A 25,930-nucleotide genomic window follows, 5' to 3' on the forward strand; every position below is an offset into this window, starting at 1 on the left:
ACGTGTCGTCTGGCACTCGGATAGGCGCGGGGGCATGCGCCCTGGCACATTCCCGGCGCATTCCCGGCATGGGGAGTGCGCATCGAGTGCACACCGAATGCCGGCATGCTCGATTGCGCTTGGGGGGACGTGGTGCTTGACCACCCATTCGGGTGACGCGTGCAGGCCGCACACGCATGAAGAATCAGAGCAGAATCTTTGATATGCCCCATTGCACCGTTCGCTACAGCGTACGACTCACCCCGAAGGCAGTGGACGGTCGGGCGGTGGATGCCGTCGGCATCTTTTACGAGGAGCGTGAACAGGATCTTCTCGGCCAACCAGGGGACCTGATTTCGCGGCGTCTCGTCACCTTCAGCGGCCCTTCCGGTTATTCCCTCCGCGACCTGATGACCCGCGGGAACGACTGGAAGATGGACGTGCTCAGCAGGATCGATCCGCTGAAGTGGGACAGTTGACCGGTCGAGTCCCGTCCGCGTCCTCTCCGCCCGATCCCGATCCCGATCCCGATCCTGATCCTGATCCTGATCCTGATCCTGATCCTGATCCTGATCCCGCGGTACCCACGGGAAACATGGCCTTCGCCGTTGAACTCCTCAGGGTTCCTGTTTTGGCACAATCGCGGGTCAAAGCGGGGATGCTCAAGGGGGAGTGATGCGCTGGATCATGCTCGGCCTGTTGGCCGTGGCGGGGGGATTGGCCTATCAGGTACTGGATTCGGGTGAAGGCGCGGCTCGCACTGCCGGCCCCTCGGTGAAACCACAGCCGCAGGTGGTCGCGGCTGGCGATTCATATTTCCTCGCACTGGATCGGCGTGGTCGGGTCTTTGGCTGGGGCGGTGCGGCGCGGGGCTGGAGTGACAGCCAATTGTTGAGCCAGTCGCGCCGTCCACGACTGCTGCTCGACGGCGAAGGGTATACCCAGGTCAGCGCCGGGAGTCAGGCGATCTATGCACTTCATTCCAGCGGGACGTTGTGGCGTTGGGGCATGGGTGACGTCCAGGATGCCGCGGCCGCCAACGCGTTGCCCAAGCCGCTGCCAGTCGGGCCTGACCAGCGATGGAAGCGGCTGATCGAGACCTGGGGCGTGGGGGTGGGAATCCGCGCCGACGGCAGCTTGTGGTACTGGCAGGATGACGATCTGGAGGAGCAGGCAAGGCTGCAACCTGTCGTGCTGACACTACGGGCGCCACGGCGACTCATGCCCGGCACGCGTTTCGTGGATGCCTGCCTGCAGGGGCCGCGTTTGCATGCCATTGACGACGCCGGTCGCCTGTGGCGCACGTTGGACCTGCATGGCCGAGCCGGCGGCAAGGGCCCTTTCCAGGGCGAACGCACGGGCATGCAGGCATTGTCCGCCCCGGCCCGCCTCCAGCACGTCTATTGCCGCGGGAACGCCGGCCAGGTGCTGGCGCTGGATGAGGACGGGCGCCTGCATGGCTACGGCTTCAGTTCCTTCGGCGAACTTGGCGTGGGCGAACCGGACCGCGCGGGTGATCCCGGCGACTTGAACACTGGCGAATTGCAGCCGATACCCGGTGGACCGTGGGCCACGGCAGCGGTCAGTCATTCGTTTTCACTCGCCATCGCGCGTGACGGTTCGCTGTGGGGGTGGGGCCGCAACATGGATCAGGAGTTGGGGCTGGGCGACGACACGCGGTCATCGGCATACGAGCCGGTGTTGGCGGATGACTCACGGCGCTGGCTTGCCGTGGCCGCCATGTACGGCACGGGCCTTGCGTTGGCCGAGTCGGGTGAACTGTTTGCATGGGGAGGGAACGGCAACGGTGCATTGGGCGACGGCGGCGTCGCGCGTACGCACGACCGGCCCACGGCCGTGCTGACCGACGAGCGCTTTGGAGCCTTCCCATGATCCGCTGCGGGGTGGTCGGAAAAGTGCTGTCGTGTCTGCTGGCCTTGACCATTGTCGGTTGCGACGACGGGGCGTCCTTGCCGGACGAGAAACTGGCCCGCGTGCGCACGGCAATCGACGAAATGCTGATTGCGAACGAGCCGCTGTGCCTGGATGCGGGCCCATTCCCCTATCGCGGCGGTCGTGAAAGCGGTGGTTGCGACCGCTGTCAGGTGCTGCATGCGGCGGGGCTGCTGGAGCGCCGTATCGTTGATGAAGCCGCCGAGCAGTACGTCGAGTACGTGCTGTCACCCATGGGTGAAAAGGCGTATCGCGTCAAGCCGGATCCCGAGTTCCTGGCGCTTGTGCGCGAGCGGTTTGCGAAACGGGGCGAAGCCAGCCGAGCGCCGGACATGAAGCATCTCGAGAAGCCACGGATGTGCTTTGGCGCCACGCGCTTCCATTCGGTTACGGATGCGTTGGCGCCCATCTGGTTCGGGGGCTCGCGGGTGTTCAGCGCCAAACTGGTTTACGAAGCGAAGGACACGTCCGGTTTGCTCTTCGATTCGCGCATCGCGGCGCTCGGCCTGCCGATCCCGGTGCCGCCTGAGTCGGGCAGTCCCGCGTTGTATCCGCCGCAGGTGATGTCATTCACGGAAGTCATGGGTTCTGGCGACGAGCTGGAGCCCAGGGATGATCTTCGTTATGGGCCCTGGGTGAACGAACCATAGCCGACTGGGGGGCGAGGTGCTCGGACAAAGCGTGGTTCTCGGCCCCGGCCTGGTGCCGGGGTCTTTCCTTGGTCGGTTCTGACCATGGGATGCGGGGCTCGGCCCGCCTTCAATGTGGCGACGGGGAAGGCGGGGCAAGCTGCTATCCTCGCGTCATGTCCAAGCTGCTGATGAACCTGCGCAACGTACCTGATGACGAGGCCGATGACGTGCGCGCGATGCTCGACCAGCGCCGGATCGCGTATTACGAGACAAAACCCAGTCGGTGGGGCATTTCATTTGGCGGCATCTGGGTGACGGAGGCATCTGACTTCGCCGAGGCCAAGCGCCTCATGGCCATCTACCAGGCCGGCCGACAGCAACGCGCGCGCGACGAGCATGAGTCCGCCAAGCGCGCGGGCACAGCCGAGACGTTCTGGTCGGTGCTGCGAAACGACCCGGTGCGGGTGGTGCTGACCATGTTGGGCATCGTGTTCATGCTGGCCCTGTTGGCATTGCCGGTGATGCTGTTGCGCGGCTGAGTGCCGTGCCACTTCCCGAGCGGCGAACTGCGGCACGAGCCTCAGGACCTCATCCGCCATCGAGGTAATGCCGCGGTTGCTGACGTGGAGCGCGCCGTCCGGGCCCATCGAGGCGAGCTGATGCCGGCGCCGGGATGGCCCGGGCGGGTCGGCCGTGCTCCCGCTGGCGTTGCGCGCTTAGAATTGCGGTTTTCGTCCTAAGGCCCCTCCATGCGCGTCTTCCATTCACCCCTGCATGCTCGCCACGACGGCGGGGTGGAACTGCATCGTGGCCAACTCGTGCCGTGCTTCGAGATGCCGGCGCGTGCCGACTACATCGCACGGGCGCTGCGCGACGTGGGCCACGCCTTTGTCGAGGCAGCGGAGCATGACGACAGTCGTCTGGCACGCGTGCATGATGCAGCATTCGTCGACTTCCTGCGCACCGCACATGCGCGGTGGCGCGAGGAAGGCCGGGACGGCTCCATGCTGCCGAGCGGCTTTCCGGCGCGCAGCCTGCGCCGCGACCGCGTGCCGGCGGGCATCAACGGTGCGATGGGGTACTACGCCTTCGACGCGGGCACGCCGATCGTGGGCGGCACCTGGACAGCAGCGCGTGCCTCGGCACATTGCGCGTTGTCGGCGGCAGAGGACGTGCTGTCGGGTTCAACGGCCGCCTATGCACTGTGCCGCCCGCCGGGGCACCATGCGGCCCGCAGCGCGTACGGCGGCTATTGCTTCCTCAACAACGCAGCAATCGCGGCGCAGCGTCTGCGCGATGGCGGCGTTGAGCGGGTCGCGGTGCTGGACGTTGACTATCACCATGGCAATGGAACCCAGGACATTTTCTGGACGCGCGGCGACGTGTTGACGGTCTCGATCCATGGCACGCCCGAGACCGAATATCCCTGGTTCCTCGGTTTCGATGACGAAACCGGCGAGGGCGACGGTGCCGGCGGCAACCTCAACCTGCCGTTGCCACGCGGAACCGACTGGACAGCCTACACGGCCGCGCTCGAGACCGCGCTCGCGGCGATTCGTCGCTTCCAGGCCGGGGCGCTGGTGGTGTCGCTGGGGGTGGACACTTTCGAGGGCGATCCGATCAGTGCGTTCCGTCTTGGCGCCGACCGCTTCCCCCAGATCGGCGCACGCATCGCTGCGCTGGGGTTGCCGACGGTCCTGGTGCAGGAAGGCGGTTATGCGGTCGCCGAGATCGGGCTGAACGTTGCGGGTGTGCTGGGGGCCTTTACCGAAGCGAGGTGAGGATTCCTTGTACGGTGCCTAGAAAGTGATATCGCTGGCGTCAAATCGCTCCGGAGCCCAGTTGGCGGCGGCGAACTTCTGATCGGCCAGTGTTGTCATCACACCTGTCGCGGGCTTCAGTACCCAGAGCACGGGACCGCAGTGCTCGTAGAGCGCGGGTGGTGGGCGTTTGTCATGTGTCGCAAGATCCAGGCCCGTGGCAATGGTGTCGCGGAACGTCCGGTCGTTGCGCGGTGTCCCTTCGATGAATGTCAGCGCTTGGATCTGGAGAAGGCCGACGCCTGAGGCACTGCAACCGCTGGACTTGCCCCAGACCCAGTTGTTATTCCGTGCGAAGGTCGGGAGGCCGTATTTCTGTACCAGCACGGTTTCAAGCGCCGCAGGGGAAATGCTCTTGCCGAGCATGGAGTGACGGCGCACGGCCACCAGGACGCCTTGGGTCAGGGAGGGCTCGAAATAGAGCAGGACGATTTCGGACAGGTCGGCAGCGAGAAAGCCTTTCAGTGATTCATAGGTGCTGGCGGGGCCGGGCGATTTGGTGCGATCGCGGATGTACACCCAACCTACTGGCATGTGGCGACGCACGGCTTGCTCGGCGACCGAGGGCGACATGCCAAGGCGTAGGCCAATGAGATCCAATCCTGCGGTAGAGGGCGTGGATGTGACTGCCTTTGTGATGGCGGGCACGGTGGTCGACACGGGCGCGGGTGAGATTGCGGTTGTCAGCTTGTCCGCCAGCGCCTTGATGACATTCGCTGGGCTTGCGCCAGGAATCGGTACGGAAATCATGGTGCCGGGAAGGCCTGGCTTGAGTGCTGGCGAGGTCTTGCTTGGCGGAGGCGGAAGGTGGGTCGCCGGTTGCGCATGCAGTGTCGAGCACGGGATCACATTGTCCTGGCCTGGGCCAGTAATGCGGACGTTCCGGACATTGGCTCCGTTGCCAAGGCCACACTGGAACGTTGCGAACTGGCGTGCCTGCTGCGCGTCCAGGAATTTGTGCGGTGTCTTTACCCAAGCGCTGTCATATGCGCGCTGTGACTGCACATACCACTGGGCCGACGCGGGTACGGTCACCAGCAGCGCGACCAGCACCATGTATCGAAATCGTTTGGCGTTCATCGGATTCTCCGGTTACGGTCCCCTTATGCGGGGATGCGCGCCGGCCGCAACGTGGCAATTTCAATCCGCCACTTTGACGCTGATGCGGAACGGCTCTGTAGTTCCCCCTGGAAACAGTTGGAAGACGTGCAGCTCGTAGGTGCCGCGTCGGGTAACAAACTCAAAGCCGTCCCGGGCATCGCCGATGTCCGGAATGGAGATGGCCACGTTATGGCCGGACTCCAGCCTGATCGTGGCATTCTGGCCATCGCCAACGGCCAACGAGTAACACAGGATCTCGGCAGCCGAATTTCGGCCGCTGGCAGGCGCCATTCCGGTGACGACCGCGGCGCTGTGGCCGGGTGGGAAGCGTATTGGACGGCAGTCCTGTTGTGCTTTTGCGCCGAATGACCACGAGGCCGTGAACAAGATGGCGGCTGCTGCCAGTGCAGGCCGAAGGCTCTGCACTTTCAAGCGGTTGGCCGAATGAGGATGGCGCACGTCGCGTTCCCGGCTTCGGGCAGATCCACGCCCGAACTACTGGTCAAACGCCATGCCATGGTGTCCCCGGCCATGTCCTGGGGCAAGGTCAAGGCAGGTGGCACGCGCTGTTTGCCCGCGTCGGGTAGGTGGCGGATGCGTGGCTACTTGTTCGTCAGTTCGACGATCGGCGCGAATCCGCCGTAGATCAGGCGTTTGCCGTCAAATGGCATGGGGTTCTTCTCCGGGTCCATGCGCGGATCGTTGCCTTCCATCATCTTTTTCATGCCAGCGTCGCGGGTCGCCTTGTCAGGCCATTCGATCCACGAGAACACCACCGTCTCGTCCTCCTGCGCCTTGACCGCGCCGTGGAAGTCGGTGAGCTTGCCGTGTGGCACGTCATCGCCCCAGCATTCCAGGACGCGCAGGGCGCCATAATCGATGAACACCGAGTCGCCCATGCGGGCGTGCGCGATGAACGCGTCCTTGTTGGCCGTCGGCACGGCGAGAATGAACCCATCGATGTAGGACATGGCGGACTCCGGGCGGTGGACGCGCCTGTGACTTTGCGCGTGGGTATGGAAGCAACGCGTGAAAGCTGCATTCCGCAAAGCGGAGCGTGTGCGGGCGGCCGTTGCGCTACCCCAATCCGTCGTCCGGACGCGGGCAAGGGGCGAATAGGCTGTGCTGCGGACCGGTGCCTCCACATGCCCATGGGGTGACGCGAAGACGCAATAGCCGGGACAATAGGGCTCCCTCCCGGGCCCGGTTCCGACATGCGTCCCTTTCGCCTTGCCTTCCTGTTCCTGCTGATTGCGGTCAGTACCGTGGTGCATGTGGTGCCCTTGCTGCTGGTGGCGCTGGTCAAGGCCCTGCTGCCGTCGGAGCGGCTGCGGGTGGCCAGCAATCCCCTGCTGACCGGGCTTGCCGAAAGCTGGATTGGCGTGAACAACTGGATGTGGAGCCAGTTCACCCGCACCGGCGTGCATGTGGACGACGATGCGCCGCTCCAGATCGATGGCCACTACCTGGTGCTGGCCAACCACCAGAGCTGGGTGGACATCCTGGTGCTGCAGAAGGTGTTCAACCGGCGCATTCCGCTGTTGCGCTTCTTCCTGAAACGGCAGTTGTTCTGGGTGCCGTTGCTGGGCCTGGCCTGGTGGGCGCTGGATTTCCCGTTCATGGGTCGGTACACACCCAAGCAGATCGCGCGCCGGCCGGAGCTGGCCGGGCGCGACATCGCCGCTACCCGCCGCGCCTGCGAAAAGTTCCGTGCCATCCCGGTGGCCATCATGAACTTCGTGGAAGGCACGCGCTTCACCCCGGACAAGCACGCCAAGCAGAGATCGCCCTACCAGCACCTGCTCAAGCCAAAGTCGGGCGGCGTGGCCTTCGTGCTGGACGCGATGGGCGACGGTCTGCATGCGATTCTGGACGTGGCCATCGCGTATCCGGGCGGGCGGCCGACACTGCTGGACCTGCTCGCTGATCGCGTGCCCGAGGTGCGCGTCCAGATACGCCAGCGTCCGATTCCGGAAGAGATGCTGCGTGGCGACTACCAGAATGATCGCGCGTTCCGTGCCCGGTTCCAGCAGTGGATGAACGGATTGTGGCGGGAGAAGGACGAGGATCTCGCGCGGTTGCTTCGCGACGGAAGGCACTGATCGGCCCTGTCCGGTACGGACTCAATCGCGGTCTGGCGCCCCCGGCGGGAAGTGCGATCGAAATGGGCGCGCTTCATCCACCGCACGCTTGAACGAGGTGCGCGCCAATAACCGCTCCTGGTATGCGCGCGCGTGGGGGAGGCGGCGCATGGGCCTTGTTCCGCGCAACTGGGCACATCCGCCGGGGAATGTGCCCGTGCCGCGGCCCGGGTCGGTGCGCGTCAGTACTTGTAGGATTGTCCGCCGTCGATGGTCACCACCAGGCCATTCACGAAGCTGGCCTCGCCCGACAGCAGGAACGCCGCGACGGAGGCAACCTCCTCGGGACGGCCGAAGCGCTTCATGGGGTTGGCGCTCACGAATTCCTTGCCAGCGGCTTCCCAATCGTCGCCGGCCATCTGCCGCAGCGAGCCTTCGACCATCGCGGTCATGATCGCGCCCGGTGCGATGGCGTTGATGGTGATGCCGTACTGGCCATACTCCACGGCGGAATTGCGGGTCAGGCCCACCACGCCGTGCTTGGAGGCGGAATAGCCGGACTGGTTGCCGACACCACGGATACCCCCCACCGAGGCGCTGTTGACGATGGCGCCAAAGCCCTGCCGGCGCATGACCTTGAGCACCGCAGCCATGCCGAAGAACACGCCGTTGAGGTTGATGCCGATGACGCGGTTGAATTCCTGGGCGCCAAAATCCTCGGTCAGGTTCTGGTGGCCTTCGATACCCGCGTTGTTGAAGAAGCCGTCGATGCGACCGAATTTCCCAAGAGTGGCATCGACGTAATGCTGCACGTCGGCTTCCCTGGAGACGTCGGCTTCGACGATGAGCACCTCGGCCCCCTTGGCCATCTTCCTGATGGCGGTCTTGGTCGCGGCCAGCGCATCAGCCTTGAGGTCCACCAGCACCAGCGAAGCGCCCTCTCTGGCGAGCCGTTCGGCGGTGGCCTTGCCCAGTCCGGATGCCGCGCCAGTGACGATCACGACCTTGCCGTCGAAGCGGCCAGTGCACGTGAAGTCTGCACCTTGGCCGCGGGGGGCAACCGCTTTGGGGCTCCCGGGCGGCTTCGGCGCCGTCGGTGAACGGGATGCTTTCGAAGCCGCCGTAGTCGTCTTCTGCTGTTTCGACTTGCTGGTTGCCATGGGGACTCCTGTCGCCGAAATCGGCACGATGGAGTTCCCAAGGTACAGCGCACGCAACGGGGGCGACAGCACCGCCATGCCCGGCGCGCGCTCACGCACCGTGCGTGGTGCGTGGCCTGGCCGGAGCCAGCTATCGCCGCAATGCCCGGTAGGCATGCCAGCTGGCGTGTCCGAGTACCGGATAGATGAGGATGAATGCCAGCAGCGCGGTGGCCAGGCCAACCGCGACGAGCGCCACGATCACCAGCGCCCACTCCGCGCAAGCCACGGGATGGCGGGCAACCGCACGCAGACTACCGCGCATCGCCTCTCCGGCACTGGCATCGCGATCGAGGATCAGCGGGACGGCGATCACCGAGACCGAGAAGCTTGCCACGGCCAGGACCGCGCCCATGATGGCCCACGCGTACCACTGCCCGGATGTCAGCATCCGCAGGGTGTCGTCCCAGAGCGACTGCTCCAGGGAGGGAGCGATGGGCCCCAAGGTCGCGTTGAGCACCCATGCCGACAGCAGCAGCCACACGGCGGCGATGCCCAGCAGGACCATGGCGAGACGTTCCAGTGCCTGGCGGTGGGGCCCGAGACCGCGCAGCGACGCATCGAAGGTCGGTGTCTCGCCGGCCTCCATGGCGCGTGATGCCTCTACCAGCCCCGCGCCCAGGATGGGTCCCAGCAGCAGGAAGCCGCTGACGGCGGCGGCAATGAAATACGGGTGGTTGCCCAAGGCGAACACCAGCCATCCCATGATGGTGATCATCAGCCCGTAGACGAGGCCGACCGCCGGAGCGCGACGGACGTCGCGGAGTCCGTGCGACAGCCAGCGAAACGGCTCACCCAAAGCGATGTGTGACGTCCCGTGGCCCGATTGCGAGGGCATTGCGCCCGAATGCAAGGTCGTCATGGCGTCCTCCCGGAAGGACGGGACGGGTCACCCGGAGTCGGCAGTGCCCAGGTCAGGCGTGCGGGGGTGACCGGTCGATAGTGATTCTATCACCGTGGCCAAGGCGCGATGTTCTGAAAGCCAACAATCGCGGGTCCGCAAACGTTAACTTTTCGCATGGCCCGATCCTGGCAACCCGGTCAACGTCGTACGGCCAATACGCCGTCAAGCGCGAGCTCAGCCTTGAACCCGGCCTTTTCCAGCCGTTTTGCCACTTCACGTGGCACGTCGCGCCCGCTGGTGAGCCGGTTGGGGCTGCCGGTGTAGTGGAACAGCCGGCCGCCCTTGCGCAGGATCCTCGCCAACTGGTCATAGAACGCTTGCGAGTACAACTCGCCGGCGATGCCAAAGCGCGGTGGGTCATGCAGGACCACGTCGAACGAGGCATCCGCAAGGCCGCTGATGACCTGCGATACATCGGCGTGGGTCAGCTGCAGGCGGCCCGCACTGGCAGGTGCATCAGGATCGGGTGACCACGGATTGAGCGTGCGCAACCAGAGGACGTCGTTGTTTTTTTCAAACGACTGGATGCGCGTGGCGCCCGCTTCCAGGCAGCAGGCGGCGAAGTAACCCAAGCCACCGCAGGTATCGAGCACGGATTTTCCTGCCGGTTGCACCAGGGCCACCTTGCGCCGCGCATCGTCGACGGGAGATTCCTTCGACGTGGGCAGCATCTTGATGCCGTCGATCTCGAAGGTGGGCGCCCCCCATTCCGTGGGAACCAGCTTGATCAGCGATCCGGAATAGCGTGACACCGGCTCGAACGCCTCGCCGTCCCAGTGGTAGAGCGTGCGGTCCTTGAGCCTGGCCGGATACGGGTAGGCGTGTCCGTGCCATTGCCACGTGTCGGGGCCCAGCGTCGCTCCAGCCGTGCTGCGGCCCAGGTCCAGCGATCCCGTCCACGTGGTGGCGCCGGCATCGCGTGCGGCCAGCAATGCTTCGGCAAGTGGACGGGTGAGCAGGGGGCCGGTGTAGTGGGGCACAGCGGTTGCTCCGGTGGAAAGGCGTGCAGGGTAGCGGATCGGACTCGCATCCCGCAGGGACACCCGCGTGGAACCCCTGAAACAGTGACGCCCGGCATCGATCCGGGCGTCACTGGTGCCGGCATGGCGCCTGGCTTACTGCACGGCGATCGTGCCCTTCATGAGGGCCGAATGGCCCGGGAAACTGCAGAAGAACTCGTATGGGCCGCCGTCCTTGATCTTGCTGACGGCAAAGCTGACCGACGTGCTTTCACCGCCCCCGACCAGGCTGGTGTGGGCAATGACACGTGCGTCGTCGGCCTTGACGTAGGCGGCGGCAGCGCCGGCGGCAATGCCATCCGCCGCCACGCCCTGCATGTCGGCGGCCTTGGCGATCACCACGTTATGGCCCATCGCGGTGACCGGCAGCTTGCCGGTGTGCTTGAGGGTGATCTTGAACTCGCTGCACGACGCGGGAACGGCAATCGAGCCAACGTTGTACTGCATGGCGTCGTTGCTTTCGATCTCGGTGGCGCAGTTGGCGACGGTCGCCGCGGGCTTGGCATCCGCGCCAGGGGCGGTGGCCGCAGGTTCGGCTGGGGCTTCGGTTGCCGGGGCCGGTTCCGGTGCCGGTGCGGGCTCGGCGGCGGCCGCCGGTTCGGCGGCGGGCTCAGCAGCCGGTGGCGGCGACTTTTCCCCGCAGGCGCTCAGCGCGAGGACGCAGGCCGTGGCCAGCAGGGTCAACTTGACGTTCATGGGGCAATCTCCAGGGTTGGGGAGTCGCCACGGCTTGCGGTACTCGATGGTCTTGCCGCAGTGGCGATGGGGGTGGTTGTCAGCCGCCGGCAAGTTTACCGCCAACGCCTTAGAACGATGTGTTGATGGTGGTCAAGCGCAGGTGAAATTGCCTGATCGCGCCGTGCACAGGTGATAAATTGACAGGATCTTCACGCATCCAACGCCAAGCGAGCCCACGACATGAACATTTCCACCTTCCCTCCGATCGGTACGTCTGGCCAGGCATGGGGCGAGAAGGAGAGGGACGAGTGGCGGACGCGGCAGGTCAAGCAACGCAGCTACACCGACGAAGTGGTGGGCGCCATCGATCGTCTGCATGGCGCTTTCGACGTGGCGCAGTATGGCCAGATCGAGTACGCACCTGATCACTACCCGTTGTTCGCCGTGCGCAACCGCGACTGGCATGCCGACATGCCCATCGCACTGGTGACCGGTGGCGTCCACGGTTATGAAACCAGCGGGGTGCACGGGGCGTTGCGCTTCCTCGAACGCCATGCAGCGCAGTACGCAGGCCGCATCAACCTGCTGGTGGCTCCGTGCATCAGCCCGTGGGCCTATGAGCGCATCCATCGCTGGAACGCCGATGCCATCGATCCGAACCGTTCGTTCCGGGAGGGCAGCCCCGCCGCCGAGTCCGCGGCGCTGATGGCGCTGGTGGCGCCGTTTCGTGACCGGATCGTGGTGCACATCGACCTGCATGAAACGACCGACAGCGACGAATCGGAGTTCAGGCCGGCACTGGCCGCCCGCGACGGCAAGCCCTTCGAGCCTGGGACCATTCCCGATGGGTTCTACCTGTGCGCCGACAGTGAGTCACCCGAGCCGGTTTTCCAGCAGGCCGTGATCGAGGCGGTGGGGCGCGTCACGCACATCGCGCCCGCGGATCCGGATGGCACCATCATTGGCTCGCCCGTGGTGGCGCCAGGGGTCATCGAGTATGACTACCGCAAGCTTGGGCTGTGCGGGGGCATCAGCAACGCGCGTTATCGCACCACTACCGAGGTGTATCCCGACAGCCCGCGTGCCACGCCCGCGCAATGCGACGAGGCGCAGGCGACAGCAGTGCGCGCGGCCATCGATTTCGCGCTCGCGCATCCTTGAGGCCGCGAGCGCACCATCACGTGCCCGCATGTGCGTGTGCCGTGCGCGGGGCGGCAGTCGCCCTCGCATCCTGTCGACGCGTGGCAGCCCGCCATCCATCGAATGGGAAGACAGGCATGACCACGTCAGGCGTTGGTCGCCTCCGGTGACAGGGTGGTGTCCATCGCCGCCGAACCCTTGAGGCGGGTGTCGTGGTCCGGACACGGCTGGCCGACGATGTACGACGTCATGGACAGCGAACCGAATGCCGGGCCTTCCACCAGTACATCCGCCGGCTTTGCGGTAGCGGCGGCGAAGCCCGCGATGTACAGCAGCGGCAGGAAATGATCGGGCGTGGGTGACGCCATGGCGTAATCCGGATGCGCCGCCAGCCCGGCGGCGTCGCCGGGACGAGCGGTCATCACCTCGCGCGCGGCGGCTTCGAAACGTTCGTTCCAGTCGAATGCCCCGTCGGGATTGCGCCAGTCGATGGCACGCAGGTTGTGCACCACGTTGCCACTGGCCATCAGCAGCACGCCGCGTTCGCGCAGGGTGGCCAGGCGGGCTCCCAGTTGCACGTGGTATTCCGGCGGCTTGCGCGCATTGATCGACAGCTGCACCACCGGGATGTCCGCATCGGGGAACGCGTGCACCAGCACCGACCAGGTGCCGTGGTCCAGCCCCCAGCTGTCGAGGTCGAAGCCCACCGGGTCGGGTTTCGCCAGATCCGCTACTTCCTCTGCGAGCTCGGGCAGGCCGGGCGCCGGGTATTGCACATCGAACAACGGCTTGGGGAAGCCGTAGAAGTCGTGGATGGTGCGTGGCCGCGGCATTGCGGTCACGGCCGTGGCGTTGGTGTACCAGTGGGCCGAAACCATCAGGATGGCCCGCGGCCGCGGAACCGCGGCGCCGAAGGCGCGCCAGGCCTCGGTGAAGCGGTTCCGCTCCAGCGCGTTCATGGGGCTTCCATGGCCGATGAATGCCGCGGGCATCAGGACAGTGGACATCGGGGCAGTTCCTTGTTTCCTGGGGCGTGGATCATGGTCGGGTGGCGACGCGGAAACGTCACCGTTGCATTTACCCTTGCTGCGCATCGGTTGGGTCGAACAGCACCAGTCGATCGCCGCCAGCGCGTTTGGCAGCGTACATCGCCTTGTCGGCCTGTTGCAGGAGGCCGTCGCCGCAGATGTCACCGTTGGGCTGGAGTGCAATGCCGATGCTGGCGCTGATGGCCACCCGCCGCGAGTCCAACTGGAACGGTCGTGACAGCGCCTGTCGAAGTGTCTCGCCGACTTCCATGGCATCCGGCAACCGCGCTGTGCCGTGCAGCAGTACCGCGAATTCGTCGCCGCCGAGCCGGGCGATGGTGTCGGTCTGACGCACACCGTGGCGGATGCGTTCGCCGGCGGCGCGCAGCAACTGGTCGCCCGTTTCGTGGCCAAAGCGGTCGTTGATGCCCTTGAAACCGTCCAGGTCCAGGTAGATCAGCGCCACCGGCTGCCGCTGGAAGCCGGGTGGGTTCAGGGCCTGCTGCAGCCGTTGGTGGAAGTGGCTGCGGTTGGGCAGTCCGGTCAGCGGGTCATGGCTGGCCAGGTATGCAAGCCAGTTGCGGCTGCGGGTGCGCTCGATCGCGGCGGCCACCTGGACGGAGACGAACTGCAGCAGTTGCAGGTCATGTTTGGTGTAGCGGGTCCTGGGGTCGTAACTCTGCACCACCAGTGCGCCGATCACGCCGCAGGGCGTGGCCAGCGGCACGCCCAGCCAACCGGTGGCGCGATGGCCGACCGGCGGTTGCAGCGGGTCCGGCAGGCCGGGGCGTGTTTCCGGCGTGATCAGCAGCGGCTCGCCGCTGCGGATGACATGGTTGGACAGCGTGGGCGCATCCAATGGCAAGGTATCGGGCGCGGTGTCGAGCTCATCCTCGAAGTAGGGAAACTCGACGCGATCTGCTTCGGGTTGCCGCAACGCGATGAAGCAGTTGCGGGCAGGGATCAGGTTGGCGACGGTGCGGTGGATGCGCGTGAACAGCGACTGCAGGTCCGCCTCCGCGTGCGCGGCCTCGGAGATTTCCAGCAATGCCGACTGCACGGCTTCGGCACGCTTGAGTTCGGTGATGTCATGGCCCAGGGCGATCCGCACGCGGTGTGCCGTCGACCAGTGGGCGGACCACTGCACGTGCACCACCCGGCCGTCCCGGTGCAGGTACCGGTTCTGGAAGTTGAACTTGGAGTGGCCCGCCATGATGTCCCGCGCCGCGCACAGGGTGGCTTCACGGTCATCGGGATGCACGAAGTCGATCATGCGCCGGCCCAGGACCTCCTCGGCGGAGTACCCGAAGATCCGCTGGTAGGCCGCGTTGACGAACAGGTACCTGCCCTGCTCGTCGACCACGCAGAGGGCATCGAGGAGCAGGTCCTTCAGCTCGGACAGTGGCGGCAGCCTGTATTCCATCGGACAGTCCAGGCACGGGCAGCGTGAGGCTACTGTAGCGCCGACGCGGGCAAGGGGGGGGGCAGGGCGGCTCGAACACGCCGTGCATGCCTGTTTCCGTAGGCCACCGAAGCCGAACTGAACTTCTGCGGCAAAGCCAACCGCCCGGGACCCCAACCACCGGCACTGTCCCGTAGGGGCCGACGCTGGCTAAATGGGAGGATGGCCCCGCGTGGGGCCAGGTGTCCCCCCGGCTGGCCGGGCGGGGCGCGTGACGACCACCCGGAGGTATCCCTTGAAGAAGACCCTGCTCTGCGCCGCGACCACCCTGGCGCTGGCCCTGTCGGCCCCGCTGGCCGCCCACGAGACCGACGGCTGCATGGACGCCGCCTGCGAACAGGAACTGCTGTTCGCCACCGACAGCGCTTCCGGTGGCGGCAACGCCCCTACCGCCGATGCCACGCGCTACGGCAGCTGGGGTATCGACACCGCCGGCATGGACCGGAGCGTGAAGCCGGGTAGCGACTTCTTCGGCTACGTCAACGGCGCGTGGGCGAAGAACACCGAGATCCCGTCGGACCGTTCCAGCTACGGCTCCTTCATGGTGCTGCGCGACCTGTCCGAGGCGCGCGTGCGCACGCTGGTGGAAGGCTATGCGCTGGGCGACCCGGCCAAGGACGGCGATGCGGCCAAGGTGGCCGCGCTGTACCGCGGTTTCATGGACGAGGCGGCCATAGAGGCGCTGGGCGCCAAGCCGCTCAAGCCGCACCTGGCGGCCATCGCCAAGGTGAAGGACAAGGACGCGATGGCCGAACTGATGGGTCGCGCCAGCGGCGGCTTGGGCGGCAGCTTCTTCGGCGCCTTCGTCTCCGACGATGCGCGCAACCCCGACCAGTACGCCCTGTACCTGGGCCAGTCCGGCCTGGGCCTGGGCGATCGCGAGATGTACCTGGACGCCAAGTTCGCGCCGCAGCGCGAGCGCTACCAGGCCTACGTCGAGCAGATGCTGACCATGGCCGGCTGGCCCAAGGCCAAGGACAACGCCGCGAAGATCGTGGCGATGGAAACCCGCATCGCGCAGGCGCACTGGACCCGCGCCGAGAGCCGCAACCGCGACAAGACCTACAACCCCGCCACGCTGGCCGAGATGGACGCCAAGGCGCCGGGCTTCCCGTGGGCGACCTTCTTCAAGGCCGCTGGCGTGGACAGCGCCGGGCGCGCCGTGCTGCGCCAGGACACCGCGTTCCCGAAGATCGCGCAGGTCTTCGCCGAGACCGACCTGGACACGCTCAAGGCGTGGCAGGCGTTCCGCACCACGGACGAGGCCGCGCCGCTGTTGTCCAAGGCCTTCGTGGATGCGGAGTTCGAGTTCCGCAACAAGTTCCTGTCCGGCCAGCCGGAGCAGCGTCCGCGCTGGAAGCGCGGCGTGGCCGTTGCCGAAGGCGCGATGGGCGAAGCCATTGGCCGCGACTACGTGCAGCTGTACTTCCCGGCCGAGTCCAAGGCCAAGATGGATGAGCTGGTCGGCAACGTGAAGGCCGCCATGCGCGCCCGCCTGGAGAAGCTGGAGTGGATGGGCCCGGCCACCAAGACCGAGGCCATGGCCAAGCTGGAGAACTTCGGCCTGAAGATCGGCCATCCCGAGAAGTGGCGTGATTACAGCGGCCTGGCCATCGTCAACGGTGACGTGTTCGGCAACGCGCAGCGTTCGCGCCAGTTCGAATGGGACTACCGCCGCGCACGCATCGGCCAGCCGGTGGACAAGGCCGAGTGGGGCATGACCCCGCAGACGGTCAACGCGTACTACTCGTCGGTCAAGAACGAGATCGTGTTCCCCGCCGCCATCCTGCAGCCGCCGTTCTTCGATCCGAAGGCCGACCCGGCGGTGAACTACGGCGGCATCGGTGGCGTCATCGGCCACGAGATCATCCACGGTTTCGACGACCAGGGCCGCAAGTCCGACGGCAAGGGCATGCTGCGTGACTGGTGGACGGCCGAGGACGCCGCGCGTTTCGAGGTGCAGGCCACCAAGCTGGGCGCGCAGTACGAGGCGTACCCGTTCCCGCAGCTGCCAGGCATGCACATCAACGGCCGCGTGGCGATGGGCGAGAACATCGGCGACCTGGGGGGGCTGACCATCGCGCTGGAAGCCTATCGCCGCTCGCTGGGTGGCAAGCCCGCTCCGGTGATCGATGGCTTCAGCGGCGAACAGCGCTTCTTCATGGGCTGGTCGCAGGTGTGGCGCACGCTGTGGCGTGACGATGCACTGCGCCAGCAGCTGGTGAACGGCACGCACTCGCCGGGGCATATCCGCGCGTTCGCGCCGCTGCGCAACATCGACGCCTGGTACGAGGCGTTCGGCATCACCCAGGCCGACCCGCTGTGGGTGGCGCCGAAGGATCGCGTGCGCATCTGGTGATCGGCAGGCCGTGACCTGCAAGCTGTGATGGGAAAGGGGTCGCGGAAGCGGCCCCTTTTCTTTGCGGGGTGATTCCGGCCAGCGCCGTGGCCGACCGTACCTTGGCGCCCAGACGCCTGCCGCTGGGTCCGATTACGTACCCACTGGAGCCGATCCGGCGAACGCGATCAGGTCGCTGCCCGCGCCATGCACTGCCGGTAGCGTTTTTCCACCCGCGTGGCGAACCATTCGGTGGTCAGGCGGCGGGTGATCTTCGGACTCTGCAGGCGGATGCGGGGGAACACTGCCCGCGGCAATGGCTTGCCAGCCCGGCGTTCGGCCATGGCAAAGACCTCCCGGTACAGCGCCGTCTCTTCGAAGCGCCGGGCGTGCCCCAGCTTGAGTGCACGCCGGATGGCGGCATCGTCGATGCCCAGCACCGGCGTCAACGTGCGTGCGGCCAGTTCGGTCTGCCCCACGTGGTTCCGCCCCTGGCGGTGGGCGATCACGTCACCGTCCAGTTCCACGGGCATGCCACTGGCGATGGACAGCGCGTTCTGGAAGGCTGCATTGCGACTGGCATAGAGACCGGCATTGAAGTCGGCGAAGCGGTAGCGCAGGTGCGGGTAGGACGTCTCGTATGCCAGCAGATGCGCGATGCCGAAGTAGACACCACCCCGCCGGCTGAAGACCTCGTCGCGGATGGAGCCGGCAATCGGATACGGATAGGGGCGCGCATTGGCGAAGGCTTCGGCGAACGCGATGCTCACCTGCATCGCGCCACCGGTGCGCACAGGGTTGGCCCGGCCCAGCAGGCGGCGGCCCAGCGGCACCTTGTCGATCAGGCCCTCGTACAGGTTGCTCAGGTCCCGCTCGGTGCGCACGGCGGCCAGGTGCTCGGCGTAAGGTCGACCATCGTCCGCATCCATCTCCAGCGCGGCCGCCACGACGAATCGTGGTACGCCCAGGTTGCCGGCGCGGCTCTCGATCTCTTTCCTCGCGATCGCGGCCAGTCCGGGCACCGCAGGGTCCGGGTTGTAACCGGTCTCCTGCTCGATCACGGCCAGCGCCGCGCACAGGTTGGGGGGTAGCGGTCGGATGCCCAGCGAGGTGAACGCCACCTGGATGTCCTGGGCCCAGTCGGCCCTGTCGCGTAGCGTCACCGGCAGCAGCCGGCTGACCTGTGCGCGGATCTGCGCCGGCGTGGGCTGCGGTTCGGGCTTGGCGCACGAGGCCAACCCCAACACGCCGGCCAGCACGAGGAGGGGAATGAAGCGGCTGGATTGCATCCACGCAGGGTACCGGCACGCCTGTCGGCACGCACGCTGGCGTCGCTGGATTGGATCTGCGCCGGGGGCTGGTGCCGTGTCGCGTCCGGGTTGACCGGCGTCAGGGCGCCCCGCTGCGCTTCCGCCTAATCTGCGATGGCCCAAACCCAATGGGAGGAGGATCGATGGAATTCCACGTGCATCTTCGCGGCGCGCGGCCAGACCTGCACACGATCGAAGGCGCCCTGCTTGACGCCGATCCGGCGGCGCTCGTGGACCTGGACGCCACGGGGGAAAGGCTGCGGGTGGCGGGTACGTTCACCGCTGTCGAACTGGGAGTGCTGCTGCGGCACGCTGGCCACCCCGTCACGCCAGAACAGGTCGAACAGTTGCCCTCGATATGCTGCGGTGGTTGCAGCGGCTGAGCAGGTAGGCGTCAAGGCGGGACGGGCGACCCTGACCCCGGGAACGGGCCTCCGTTCGCGCCAACCCGTTCTGAAGGCCGGGTTCGCATCGCGGCGTGCATGGCCGCGCCGAGATGGTCGATCACCAGGCCAAGGCCGCATCGGTGCGGGTGGTGGCTGCCGACCGGGAAAAGGTGCCGCGTCCTTGCGGCCAGGTCGATCCATCTTCGGGTCTTGCGGTCGCCGTGTGGCTCAGGCGGCCTGGCACCGGGCCGGCGTTTCGCCGACCAGGTGGCCATACAGATCCTTCGGGTCGGCCAGCGCCGGGATGATGCCGGCTTCGACGCCCAGGCCAAGCTCCCGCGCGCAGTCGCGCAGCAGCCTCAAGGCCGAGTAGTCCTCCAGCGCGAAACCCACCGAGTCGAATACCGTGGTCTCGGTGGCGTCTCGACGGCCGTCGGCCTGTCCCGCCAGCACGCGCCACAATTCGGTCACGGGAAAGTCGGCCGGCAGGTGCTGCAGGTCGCCTTCGATGCGGGTCTGCGGCTCGAACTCGACAACTACGCGCGAGCTGGCCAGTACGCCCGGATGCAGTTCGGTCTTGCCGGGGCAGTCGCCGCCGACGCCGTTGACGTGCATGCCCGGCTCCAGCATCTCCGGGGTCAGGATCGTGGCGTTGGTCTTGTCGGCGGTGACCGTGGTGACGATGTCCGCGCCGCGCACGGCGTCGGCAATGCTGGCGCACTGGACCACGCGCAGGGCCGGGGCCGCAGCCTGCAGGTGCGCGGTCAGCTTGCGTGTGGCGGCAGCATCCACGTCGTACAGGCGCACCTGCTCGATGCCCAGCAGGTGGTGGAACGCCAACGCCTGGAACTCGCTCTGCGCGCCGTTGCCCACCAGCGCCATCGCCTTGCTGTCCGGTCGCGCCAGTCGCTTGGCTGCCATCACCGAGGTGCCAGCGGTGCGGATGGCGGTGGACAGGGTCAGTTCGCTCAACAGGGTGGGCATGCCGGTGGCCACGTCGGCGAGCACGCCGAACGCCATGACCGTGGGCAGGCCGGCACGGGTATTGGCGGGGTGGCCGTTGACGTACTTGAAGCTGTATTCCCGGGCATCGGACACCGGCATCAGTTCGATCACGCCCACATCCGAATGCGAGGCCAGTCGTGCGCACTTCTCGAAATCCGGCCAGCGGCGGAAGTCGGCTTCCAGATATTCGACCATGCGCCCGAGCACCTCCGGCAAACCGTGGGCGGCGACGATCCGGGCGACATCGCGGGTGGTCAGCAGGGTGGTCATGTCGGCCTCCGGTGCAGGCGGGAGGTGGCATTGTCCAGAAGCCCATGTCAGCGTAAAACAGCAATAGTGGCAGGATATAGGCAGGAAAGTAGCAAAATGATATCATCCAGTGTCAATATGGCAGCATGGATGACCTTGACCACCATCTGATCGCCAAGCTGCGGCACGACGCCCGCGCGTCCATCGCCGACCTCGCCCAGGCGCTGGGCGTCTCACGCGGCACGATCACCAACCGGATCAGCCGGCTTGAGCGCGAGGGCGTGATCGTGGGCTACACGCTGCGCCTTCGGCCCGACGCCACGCCGGACGAAATCCATGCATGGACGGGCGTCGCCGTGGAGGGCAACCAGCAGGGTGTCATCCGTGCGTTGCTGGGCGAGCCGGGTGTCGCGGCGCTGCACGACACCAACGGCCGCTGGGACCTGCTGGCGGAGCTGCGCGTGGGTTCGCTGGCCGAACTGTCGGCGACGCTGGAGCGTATCCGCCGCATCAAGGGCGTCAGCGCTACTGAAACCAGCATCCACCTGCACAGCTTCCGCGGCTGAACCGTCTCAGGGGCCGCGGGGGCGAAGGCCAGTCCGCGTCATTCAATCGCCGTTGGCGTGCGCGGCGTATCCTGCATGACTGGAACCACGTGGACCCGGAGACAAGCCATGGCCACCGGCTGGGCCGGCGACGGCGCCGTGCAGGACCAGATCGACGCGACCATCAAGGACGCGATCAAGCGTGCGCGCAGCCAACTGCCGCAAGGACCGGGGCGCGAGCGTTGCGAGGAGTGCGATGCCGTGATCCCCGAAGCGCGCCGCAAGGCCATGCCGGGCGTGCGGCTGTGCGTGCCGTGCCAGGAAGCGCATGACCTGGAGCAGGGCGGCGCCAGCGGATACAACCGGCGCGGCAGCAAGGACAGTCAGCTGAGGTAAGCTGCCGGACACCTTGCAGGATGCATGCGATGAACCTTGCGCTCTTCGACTTCGACGGAACGATCACGGTCAACGACACTTTTTCCGCCTTCCTGCCGCTGGCCGTCTCGCCGCGCAGGATGCTGCTCGGGCGCATCGTGCTGGCGCCCGTCATATTGGGCTACAAACTGGGGCTGGTCTCCGCGCCCCTGATCCGCACCCTGGCCAGCGCATTCGCCTTCCGTGGGCTGGATGAGGCCGCGCTGCGCGCCGCGGGCGAACGGTATGCGTGCGAGACGTTGCCGGGTTTCGTGCGCCCGCAGGCGCTCGAGCGCATCCGCTGGCACAAGGCGCGCGGGGATCGGGTGGTGGTGGTCTCGGCGTCGCTGGATGTGTACCTCGCGCGTGGTGCAGGCTGCATGGGCTGGAGCTGATCTGCAACGAACTCGAAGTAAGCGGTGGCCGCATGACCGGGCGCATGCGCGACGGGGACCTCGGTGCCTTCAAGTCGCGGCTGGTCCTGGATCGCTACCGGCTGGGCGAGTACGTCGACATCTATGCCTACGGTGATACCCGCGAGGACGAACCCATGCTGGAACTGGCCAGCCACCGCTTCTATCGTTGGCAGGAATGGCCTTTGCCGCCCTGATTTGCGGTTGATCAAATCGTGCCGCGCGGCATCGGTTACCTTGGCGGCACGTCCAGACGGAGTTGCGACATGAAAGCGAACGTGGGTGGCGCGGACAAATGGTTGCGGATCGCGGTCGGCGTGGCGTTGATTGCGTGGGCGGCAATGGGGGGGCCTGCGTGGGCCTGGATCGGCGTGGTTCCCCTGCTGACCGGGCTGTTCAATTTCTGCCCGCTCTACGCCATGCTGGGCATGAGCACCTGCAAAACCCGGTCATAGCCTTGCGGTAGGGGAGGCCGGCCGGCGGTGCCGGGGGGTACCGCCGGCCATTTCCGTTCCCGGCGAAGCGGGTGTGGCCAATCGGGCGATGGCAGCGTGCTACGTTTCGGCACGGGCGCGCGACGTGCGCGAGGTGCGGAGGTACGCTGCATGCGGTCGTTCTGGTTGGGGTTGTGCCTGATGGCGGCACCGTTGGCGGCCAAGGCAGCGTCGGACACGGTCGTGGTGCTGGTGCGCCATGCCGAGAAGGCGACCGATGGATCGCGCGATCCACTGCTGACCGACGCGGGGCGCCGGCGGGCCGAAGCATTGCTGGATCGCTTGGCCGACAGGCCCATTGCCGCCATCTACGCCACCCAGTACCGGCGCACCCAGCTGACCGCGGGGCCGCTGGCGAAGGCGCGGGGGCTGACGGTTACCGTACGTCCCGCGGGGGAGTCGGCTGCGTCGTTGGCCGACGTGCTGCGCCGCCGGCATGCGGGCCAGCAGGTACTGGTGGTTGGCCACAGCAACACGCTGCCCGCGTTGGCAAGCGCCCTGGGGGCCAGCGACGTGGCCGGTATGGATGAAAGCGAATACGACCGCGTGATGGTCGTCGTCATCGCGCCGGACGGCAATGCCAGCCTGCAGCAGGCGCACTGGCCGGTGCCATGACCCCGTTCGTCGCGTTACGGTAGCGGCCATTCCGGAGGAGTCGAGCATGTGGGAACACCTGACCGCCGTGCGTGACCTGGGCCGGGTCCACGACATCGCCTCGATCCTGGTGCATTACGGCTTTGGCGACATGGTCCACCGGCTGGGGCTGGGCGGGGCGGTGGCGCGGGCGGGCAAGGTGCTGCCGCTGTCGCAACTGTCCGAGTCGGCGGCGCTGCCGGCGCCAGTGCGGGTGCGCCGCGCACTGGAGGACATGGGTCCGACGTTCGTGAAGCTGGGCCAGGTGCTGGCCACCCGCGTGGACCTGTTCGCGCCGGAGTGGATCGCGGAGTTCGGCAAGCTGCACAGCCAGGCGCCTGCGGTACCGTACGAAGCCATCCACGCGCAATTGTGCGAGGACCTGGGGGCGCCGCCCGGCGAGGTGTTCCGCCACTTCGAGACCACGCCGATGGCCGCGGCCTCCATTGCACAGGTGCATCGCGCGACACTCCGCGATGGCCGGCAGGTGGTGGTGAAGGTGCGGCGGCCCGGAATCCGGCCCGTGATCGAAGCGGACCTGCGCCTGCTGCAGCGGGCGGCGCAGGTGTTCGAGTCGAAGTTCCCGGAATGGCGCCAGTTCCAGCCGGTCGGCGTGGTGAAACAGTTCCGCGCCTCGCTGATGCTGGAACTGGACCTGGCCGCGGAGTGCCACCATGCCGAACGCATCGCGGCCAACTTCGAGGGCCACCCGGAGATCGTCGTGCCTCCCGTGCACTGGGACTTCACCAGTGAGCGGGTCAACGTGCAGGACTACATCGACGGTATTCCAGTGGCCGACACCGCCGCGTTGGACGCCGCCGGAATCGACCGCAGGCTGATTGCGCGCCGTGGGGCGCAGACCATCCTGAAGATGGTGCTGGAAGACGGCTTCTTCCATGCCGATCCGCACCCGGGCAACGTCTTCGTGCTTCGGGATTCGCGCATCGCGGTCATCGACTATGGGATGGTGGGGCGCCTGTCGCAGGCGCGTCGCGAACAGATCCTGTCATTGCTGCATGGACTGGTGGACCACGATCCCGAGCGCGTTGGCGATGTGCTGATGGAGTGGACGGGCCAGTCCGATGCCGACGAGGGGCAACTGGCCCAGGACATCGATGCGTTCGTCGAGCGCTACCACGGGGTGAAGCTGGGCAACCTGGACCTGGCGGCGATGCTGCTGGAAGTCACGGCGCTATTGCGCGCGCACAAGCTGGCGATGCCCTCGGAGCTGGCGCTGCTGGCCAAGGTGTTCATCACCCTGGAGGGGTTGGGGCGCACGTTGGACCCCGAGTTCGACATGGCCGGGGAAGCGGCGCCATTCCTGCGCGCCGCGATGTTCGGCCGCTACCGGCCGCGTGCGCTCGCACGGCACGGATGGCACGTGCTGGGTGATACGGCGCGCTTCCTGGGCGCACTGCCGCGCGACCTGCAGCGCATCGTGCGCGTGGTGCGCGGTGGCAAGCTGAAGGTGCACATCGACATCGACCACCTGAAGGAGTTCAGTACGCAGATCGACCACTCGGCCAACCGGCTGACGGTGGGCGTGGTGCTGGCGGCGTTGATCGTGGGGTCGTCGATCACGCTGACCGTGGAGGGTGGGCCGACGCTGTTGGGGCTGCCGCTGTTCGGCCTGCTGGGCTTCGTTGGCGCGGCGTTGGCGGGGGCGTGGCTGGTGTATTCCATATGGCGGAGCGGCGGGGGGCGCTGAGCGCCATGACCGGCGTCACGAAGCTGCCCGTCGGTGGCTGGCGGTTTGCCTGCCTTGCCTGCATGTGCCGGAACGACAACGCCCGGCCGGGGCCGGGCGTCGGGATTGCCATTGGAGCAGTGCCCCGACGATGCCGGGGATCGCTCAGTCCAGCGCCTCCAGTACCACGATCGCCGCCAGGATCGCCGGCAGGATCGCCGGCGTGCCGCGGTGGTAGCGGCCATAGCGGTCGCCGCCGTAGTAGCCGTCTTCGTATCCGCGGCGGAATCCCTGCCGGAAATAATGGCGATAGGCATCGTACGGAACGTAGTAGCCGTAATAGCCATAGCTCGCATCCGTGTAGGCGTATGAGTTCCGGTAGTCAGGACGCCAGCCATCCATCCGATCCGCACGGCCGGCCCAGTAGCCTTCCTCGTAGCCTTGGCGGACCGCGTCGCGCAGCAGGTCGGCACCGTAGCGGTTGGTGTCGTAGTGGTAGCCGCTGAAGTAATAGCGATAGCTGACCGGGGTGTAGAAGAACGGATCGTTGGCATAGTCCCAGCGGCGCGTGGCATACCGATGGTTGTGGTCGCGCAGGCGGCGGAGATAATCGCTCTGGTAGCGGTACTGGGAATGACGGCGTTGGTCGCGCAGGGCGCGGTTGTAGGCGTCGGCACGGCGCTGGCTGTCCAGTTGTACGCGCCGGTAATCCTCGGCCTGGCGCCGTTGGTTTTCGATCAGGCGACGCTGCTGTTGCGCGGGCACGCGCTGGTCGATGCGATCGCGACGGTCGTGTTCGCGCCGATCGCGGTCTGAACGATCGGAACGGTCTGGTCGGTCTTGCCGGTCGGCATCACGATGGTCCTGGGCGATCCGATCCATGTCGCGCCATGCGGGGTTGCGGCGCTCGTCGGTGTCACGGCTCCGGTTGTTCTCCGTACGGTCGGTCCTGACGCCATCAATGCGGCGCGGCTCCGTCGCGCGGTTTCCGTCGAATGCGGCCCGGCGACGCTGGTTGGCCTGGTCGTTGCGGGTACGATCGGCCCGTTCCCGCCGGTCGTCGTGCTGCGGCTGGTGTGGGCCGTTGGCGGAATGTTCGGGTTGACGTTGCCATTGTTCGCGGGCGCGTTCGCCACGATCGCCCTGGTTGTCGCGGTCGACCGCGACACGCGGCTCAGGCTGACGCTCCCGTGTCTGCTCGCGAGCCCGATCGCGCGTCTGTTCGTACGCCTGGGACGCACGCTCCGGCCGCGATTCGCTGGCGCGTTCTTCCTTGTCCACGCGGCGGCCCTCGCCACGGCGGGGTTGCTCGCTCCGCTCCTCGTGCTGGGCCTGCTGGGCCGCGGCCGGTGCTGCAATGGCAAGCAAGGAGGCGATCACCACCGCGAGCAGGAATCGCTGGCCGTAACCGTTCATGTCGTCTCTCCGTAGTGGGCCGCGGACCGCCCGCACCCCATGTG

Annotated in this window: 28 protein-coding genes; 16 read left to right on the forward strand and 12 right to left on the reverse strand. The window is 66.7% G+C overall.

The genetic code is table 11. The features are described from left to right. Positions 1-176: 176 nt before the first annotated feature. The 5 genes from IP93_RS06450 to IP93_RS06475 all read left to right on the forward strand — a co-directional run bounded on the left by IP93_RS06450 (position 177) and on the right by IP93_RS06475 (position 4,345). A complete protein-coding gene (locus IP93_RS06450) occupies positions 177-458 on the forward strand; it encodes a hypothetical protein (protein ID WP_144813469.1) in 282 nt (93 codons plus the stop codon). Between the two features lie 196 nt (positions 459-654). After that, positions 655-1,872, forward strand: coding sequence for an RCC1 domain-containing protein (locus IP93_RS06460; protein ID WP_144813472.1), 1,218 nt, complete (start codon positions 655-657; stop codon positions 1,870-1,872). Beyond that, a complete protein-coding gene (locus IP93_RS06465; protein WP_144813475.1) occupies positions 1,869-2,582 on the forward strand; it encodes a hypothetical protein in 714 nt (237 codons plus the stop codon). The genes IP93_RS06460 and IP93_RS06465 overlap by 4 nt, the downstream gene beginning before the upstream one ends. A gap of 155 nt (positions 2,583-2,737) precedes the next feature. Further along, positions 2,738-3,103 carry a DUF6164 family protein gene (locus tag IP93_RS06470; RefSeq protein ID WP_144813478.1) on the forward strand — a complete coding sequence of 122 codons (366 nt, stop codon included), beginning with the start codon at positions 2,738-2,740 and terminating at the stop codon, positions 3,101-3,103. Positions 3,104-3,358: 255 nt separating this feature from the next. Then, the gene (locus IP93_RS06475) at positions 3,359-4,345 is read left to right on the forward strand and encodes a histone deacetylase family protein (RefSeq protein WP_277874014.1); all 987 of its coding nucleotides are present in this window, start codon (positions 3,359-3,361) and stop codon (positions 4,343-4,345) included. Positions 4,346-4,363: 18 nt separating this feature from the next. On the opposite strand, the gene IP93_RS06480 is transcribed toward IP93_RS06475, so the two are convergent. The 3 genes from IP93_RS06480 to IP93_RS06490 all read right to left on the reverse strand — a co-directional run bounded on the left by IP93_RS06480 (position 4,364) and on the right by IP93_RS06490 (position 6,456). Continuing rightward, entirely contained in the window at positions 4,364-5,464 is a 1,101-nt protein-coding gene (locus IP93_RS06480; RefSeq protein WP_144813483.1) for a hypothetical protein, read from the reverse strand. A gap of 60 nt (positions 5,465-5,524) precedes the next feature. Next, entirely contained in the window at positions 5,525-5,944 is a 420-nt protein-coding gene (locus IP93_RS06485; protein ID WP_144813486.1) for a hypothetical protein, read from the reverse strand. Positions 5,945-6,087: 143 nt separating this feature from the next. Continuing rightward, a complete protein-coding gene (locus tag IP93_RS06490) occupies positions 6,088-6,456 on the reverse strand; it encodes a DUF1428 domain-containing protein (RefSeq protein ID WP_144813488.1) in 369 nt (122 codons plus the stop codon). 243 nt (positions 6,457-6,699) lie between these two features. Here IP93_RS06490 and IP93_RS06495 point away from each other — a divergent pair, with 243 nt between their 5' ends. After that, positions 6,700-7,587, forward strand: coding sequence for an acyltransferase (locus IP93_RS06495; RefSeq protein WP_144813490.1), 888 nt, complete (start codon positions 6,700-6,702; stop codon positions 7,585-7,587). Between the two features lie 221 nt (positions 7,588-7,808). On the opposite strand, the gene IP93_RS06505 is transcribed toward IP93_RS06495, so the two are convergent. The 4 genes from IP93_RS06505 to azu all read right to left on the reverse strand — a co-directional run bounded on the left by IP93_RS06505 (position 7,809) and on the right by azu (position 11,384). Continuing rightward, on the reverse strand, positions 7,809-8,882 hold the full coding sequence (locus IP93_RS06505; RefSeq protein ID WP_338419407.1) for a glucose 1-dehydrogenase: 1,074 nt from the start codon (positions 8,880-8,882) through the stop codon (positions 7,809-7,811). Next, positions 8,857-9,627: a DUF2189 domain-containing protein gene (locus IP93_RS06510; RefSeq protein WP_144813495.1), complete on the reverse strand. Its 771-nt coding sequence runs from the start codon at positions 9,625-9,627 to the stop codon at positions 8,857-8,859. The genes IP93_RS06505 and IP93_RS06510 overlap by 26 nt, the downstream gene beginning before the upstream one ends. 179 nt (positions 9,628-9,806) lie before the next feature. Then, positions 9,807-10,649, reverse strand: a complete 843-nt coding sequence (locus IP93_RS06515; protein WP_144813498.1) for a class I SAM-dependent methyltransferase — start codon at positions 10,647-10,649, stop codon at positions 9,807-9,809. A 135-nt stretch (positions 10,650-10,784) separates the two neighbouring features. Beyond that, complete coding sequence (gene azu / locus IP93_RS16035) at positions 10,785-11,384, reverse strand: azurin (protein ID WP_144813500.1); 600 nt, start codon at positions 11,382-11,384, stop codon at positions 10,785-10,787. A gap of 222 nt (positions 11,385-11,606) precedes the next feature. Between azu and IP93_RS06525 the strand changes: the two genes are divergently transcribed. After that, on the forward strand, positions 11,607-12,527 hold the full coding sequence (locus IP93_RS06525; RefSeq protein ID WP_144813502.1) for a M14 family metallopeptidase: 921 nt from the start codon (positions 11,607-11,609) through the stop codon (positions 12,525-12,527). 125 nt (positions 12,528-12,652) lie between these two features. On the opposite strand, the gene ygiD is transcribed toward IP93_RS06525, so the two are convergent. Then, on the reverse strand, positions 12,653-13,513 hold the full coding sequence (gene ygiD / locus IP93_RS06530; protein ID WP_242006772.1) for a 4,5-DOPA-extradiol-dioxygenase: 861 nt from the start codon (positions 13,511-13,513) through the stop codon (positions 12,653-12,655). 70 nt (positions 13,514-13,583) lie between these two features. After that, complete coding sequence (locus tag IP93_RS06535; RefSeq protein ID WP_144813504.1) at positions 13,584-14,957, reverse strand: sensor domain-containing protein; 1,374 nt, start codon at positions 14,955-14,957, stop codon at positions 13,584-13,586. Between the two features lie 274 nt (positions 14,958-15,231). Between IP93_RS06535 and IP93_RS06540 the strand changes: the two genes are divergently transcribed. After that, positions 15,232-17,355: a M13 family metallopeptidase gene (locus IP93_RS06540; protein ID WP_242006773.1), complete on the forward strand. Its 2,124-nt coding sequence runs from the start codon at positions 15,232-15,234 to the stop codon at positions 17,353-17,355. A 167-nt stretch (positions 17,356-17,522) separates the two neighbouring features. On the opposite strand, the gene IP93_RS06545 is transcribed toward IP93_RS06540, so the two are convergent. Continuing rightward, positions 17,523-18,623 carry a DUF1615 domain-containing protein gene (locus IP93_RS06545; protein WP_144813508.1) on the reverse strand — a complete coding sequence of 367 codons (1,101 nt, stop codon included), beginning with the start codon at positions 18,621-18,623 and terminating at the stop codon, positions 17,523-17,525. Positions 18,624-18,787: 164 nt separating this feature from the next. Between IP93_RS06545 and IP93_RS06550 the strand changes: the two genes are divergently transcribed. Further along, positions 18,788-19,027, forward strand: a complete 240-nt coding sequence (locus tag IP93_RS06550; protein WP_144813510.1) for a hypothetical protein — start codon at positions 18,788-18,790, stop codon at positions 19,025-19,027. 231 nt (positions 19,028-19,258) lie between these two features. On the opposite strand, the gene IP93_RS06555 is transcribed toward IP93_RS06550, so the two are convergent. Beyond that, positions 19,259-20,305, reverse strand: a complete 1,047-nt coding sequence (locus IP93_RS06555) for an ornithine cyclodeaminase (protein ID WP_144813512.1) — start codon at positions 20,303-20,305, stop codon at positions 19,259-19,261. A 125-nt stretch (positions 20,306-20,430) separates the two neighbouring features. On the opposite strand from IP93_RS06555, the gene IP93_RS06560 reads away from it, so the two are divergent. The 7 genes from IP93_RS06560 (at position 20,431) to IP93_RS06585 (ending at position 24,491) form a co-directional block, all read left to right on the forward strand. Beyond that, positions 20,431-20,850, forward strand: coding sequence for an Lrp/AsnC family transcriptional regulator (locus tag IP93_RS06560; protein ID WP_144813514.1), 420 nt, complete (start codon positions 20,431-20,433; stop codon positions 20,848-20,850). A 108-nt stretch (positions 20,851-20,958) separates the two neighbouring features. After that, positions 20,959-21,225: a DksA/TraR family C4-type zinc finger protein gene (locus IP93_RS06565; RefSeq protein ID WP_144813516.1), complete on the forward strand. Its 267-nt coding sequence runs from the start codon at positions 20,959-20,961 to the stop codon at positions 21,223-21,225. Positions 21,226-21,254: 29 nt separating this feature from the next. Next, positions 21,255-21,638 (forward strand): haloacid dehalogenase-like hydrolase, encoded by a 384-nt coding sequence (locus IP93_RS15870; protein WP_242006774.1) that lies wholly within the window; start codon positions 21,255-21,257, stop codon positions 21,636-21,638. Between the two features lie 32 nt (positions 21,639-21,670). Further along, positions 21,671-21,853, forward strand: a complete 183-nt coding sequence (locus IP93_RS15875) for a hypothetical protein (protein ID WP_242006775.1) — start codon at positions 21,671-21,673, stop codon at positions 21,851-21,853. Positions 21,854-21,922: 69 nt separating this feature from the next. Further along, positions 21,923-22,111 (forward strand): YgaP family membrane protein, encoded by a 189-nt coding sequence (locus IP93_RS06575; RefSeq protein WP_144813518.1) that lies wholly within the window; start codon positions 21,923-21,925, stop codon positions 22,109-22,111. A 150-nt stretch (positions 22,112-22,261) separates the two neighbouring features. Continuing rightward, positions 22,262-22,765 (forward strand): SixA phosphatase family protein, encoded by a 504-nt coding sequence (locus tag IP93_RS06580; protein ID WP_144813520.1) that lies wholly within the window; start codon positions 22,262-22,264, stop codon positions 22,763-22,765. 46 nt (positions 22,766-22,811) lie between these two features. Further along, positions 22,812-24,491: an ABC1 kinase family protein gene (locus IP93_RS06585; RefSeq protein WP_144813522.1), complete on the forward strand. Its 1,680-nt coding sequence runs from the start codon at positions 22,812-22,814 to the stop codon at positions 24,489-24,491. Between the two features lie 144 nt (positions 24,492-24,635). Here the strand turns inward: IP93_RS06585 and IP93_RS06590 are convergent, their stop codons facing one another. Further along, a complete protein-coding gene (locus tag IP93_RS06590; RefSeq protein ID WP_144813524.1) occupies positions 24,636-25,886 on the reverse strand; it encodes a hypothetical protein in 1,251 nt (416 codons plus the stop codon). Positions 25,887-25,930: the final 44 nt, after the last annotated feature.

The organism is Aerolutibacter ruishenii, from assembly GCF_007830115.1.
GTDB lineage: Bacteria > Pseudomonadota > Gammaproteobacteria > Xanthomonadales > Xanthomonadaceae > Aerolutibacter > Aerolutibacter ruishenii.

What these genes read in the sequence shown, in the direction of transcription:
- IP93_RS15875 (WP_242006775.1), top strand. Translation starts at nt 21,671, where the DNA reads ATGACCGGGCGCATGCGCGACGGGGACCTCGGTGCCTTCAAGTCGCGG.
- IP93_RS06510 (WP_144813495.1), bottom strand. Translation starts at nt 9,627, where the DNA reads ATGACGACCTTGCATTCGGGCGCAATGCCCTCGCAATCGGGCCACGGG.
- IP93_RS06525 (WP_144813502.1), top strand. Translation starts at nt 11,607, where the DNA reads ATGAACATTTCCACCTTCCCTCCGATCGGTACGTCTGGCCAGGCATGG.
- IP93_RS06585 (WP_144813522.1), top strand. Translation starts at nt 22,812, where the DNA reads ATGTGGGAACACCTGACCGCCGTGCGTGACCTGGGCCGGGTCCACGAC.
- IP93_RS06460 (WP_144813472.1), top strand. Translation starts at nt 655, where the DNA reads ATGCGCTGGATCATGCTCGGCCTGTTGGCCGTGGCGGGGGGATTGGCC.
- IP93_RS06565 (WP_144813516.1), top strand. Translation starts at nt 20,959, where the DNA reads ATGGCCACCGGCTGGGCCGGCGACGGCGCCGTGCAGGACCAGATCGAC.
- IP93_RS06535 (WP_144813504.1), bottom strand. Translation starts at nt 14,957, where the DNA reads ATGGAATACAGGCTGCCGCCACTGTCCGAGCTGAAGGACCTGCTCCTC.
- IP93_RS06490 (WP_144813488.1), bottom strand. Translation starts at nt 6,456, where the DNA reads ATGTCCTACATCGATGGGTTCATTCTCGCCGTGCCGACGGCCAACAAG.
- IP93_RS06560 (WP_144813514.1), top strand. Translation starts at nt 20,431, where the DNA reads ATGGATGACCTTGACCACCATCTGATCGCCAAGCTGCGGCACGACGCC.
- IP93_RS06590 (WP_144813524.1), bottom strand. Translation starts at nt 25,886, where the DNA reads ATGAACGGTTACGGCCAGCGATTCCTGCTCGCGGTGGTGATCGCCTCC.
- IP93_RS06495 (WP_144813490.1), top strand. Translation starts at nt 6,700, where the DNA reads ATGCGTCCCTTTCGCCTTGCCTTCCTGTTCCTGCTGATTGCGGTCAGT.
- IP93_RS06470 (WP_144813478.1), top strand. Translation starts at nt 2,738, where the DNA reads ATGTCCAAGCTGCTGATGAACCTGCGCAACGTACCTGATGACGAGGCC.
- IP93_RS06580 (WP_144813520.1), top strand. Translation starts at nt 22,262, where the DNA reads ATGCGGTCGTTCTGGTTGGGGTTGTGCCTGATGGCGGCACCGTTGGCG.
- ygiD (WP_242006772.1), bottom strand. Translation starts at nt 13,513, where the DNA reads ATGTCCACTGTCCTGATGCCCGCGGCATTCATCGGCCATGGAAGCCCC.
- IP93_RS06575 (WP_144813518.1), top strand. Translation starts at nt 21,923, where the DNA reads ATGAAAGCGAACGTGGGTGGCGCGGACAAATGGTTGCGGATCGCGGTC.
- IP93_RS15870 (WP_242006774.1), top strand. Translation starts at nt 21,255, where the DNA reads ATGAACCTTGCGCTCTTCGACTTCGACGGAACGATCACGGTCAACGAC.
- IP93_RS06450 (WP_144813469.1), top strand. Translation starts at nt 177, where the DNA reads ATGAAGAATCAGAGCAGAATCTTTGATATGCCCCATTGCACCGTTCGC.
- IP93_RS06545 (WP_144813508.1), bottom strand. Translation starts at nt 18,623, where the DNA reads ATGCAATCCAGCCGCTTCATTCCCCTCCTCGTGCTGGCCGGCGTGTTG.
- IP93_RS06550 (WP_144813510.1), top strand. Translation starts at nt 18,788, where the DNA reads ATGGAATTCCACGTGCATCTTCGCGGCGCGCGGCCAGACCTGCACACG.
- IP93_RS06555 (WP_144813512.1), bottom strand. Translation starts at nt 20,305, where the DNA reads ATGACCACCCTGCTGACCACCCGCGATGTCGCCCGGATCGTCGCCGCC.
- IP93_RS06480 (WP_144813483.1), bottom strand. Translation starts at nt 5,464, where the DNA reads ATGAACGCCAAACGATTTCGATACATGGTGCTGGTCGCGCTGCTGGTG.
- IP93_RS06505 (WP_338419407.1), bottom strand. Translation starts at nt 8,882, where the DNA reads ATGCCTACCGGGCATTGCGGCGATAGCTGGCTCCGGCCAGGCCACGCA.
- IP93_RS06465 (WP_144813475.1), top strand. Translation starts at nt 1,869, where the DNA reads ATGATCCGCTGCGGGGTGGTCGGAAAAGTGCTGTCGTGTCTGCTGGCC.
- azu (WP_144813500.1), bottom strand. Translation starts at nt 11,384, where the DNA reads ATGAACGTCAAGTTGACCCTGCTGGCCACGGCCTGCGTCCTCGCGCTG.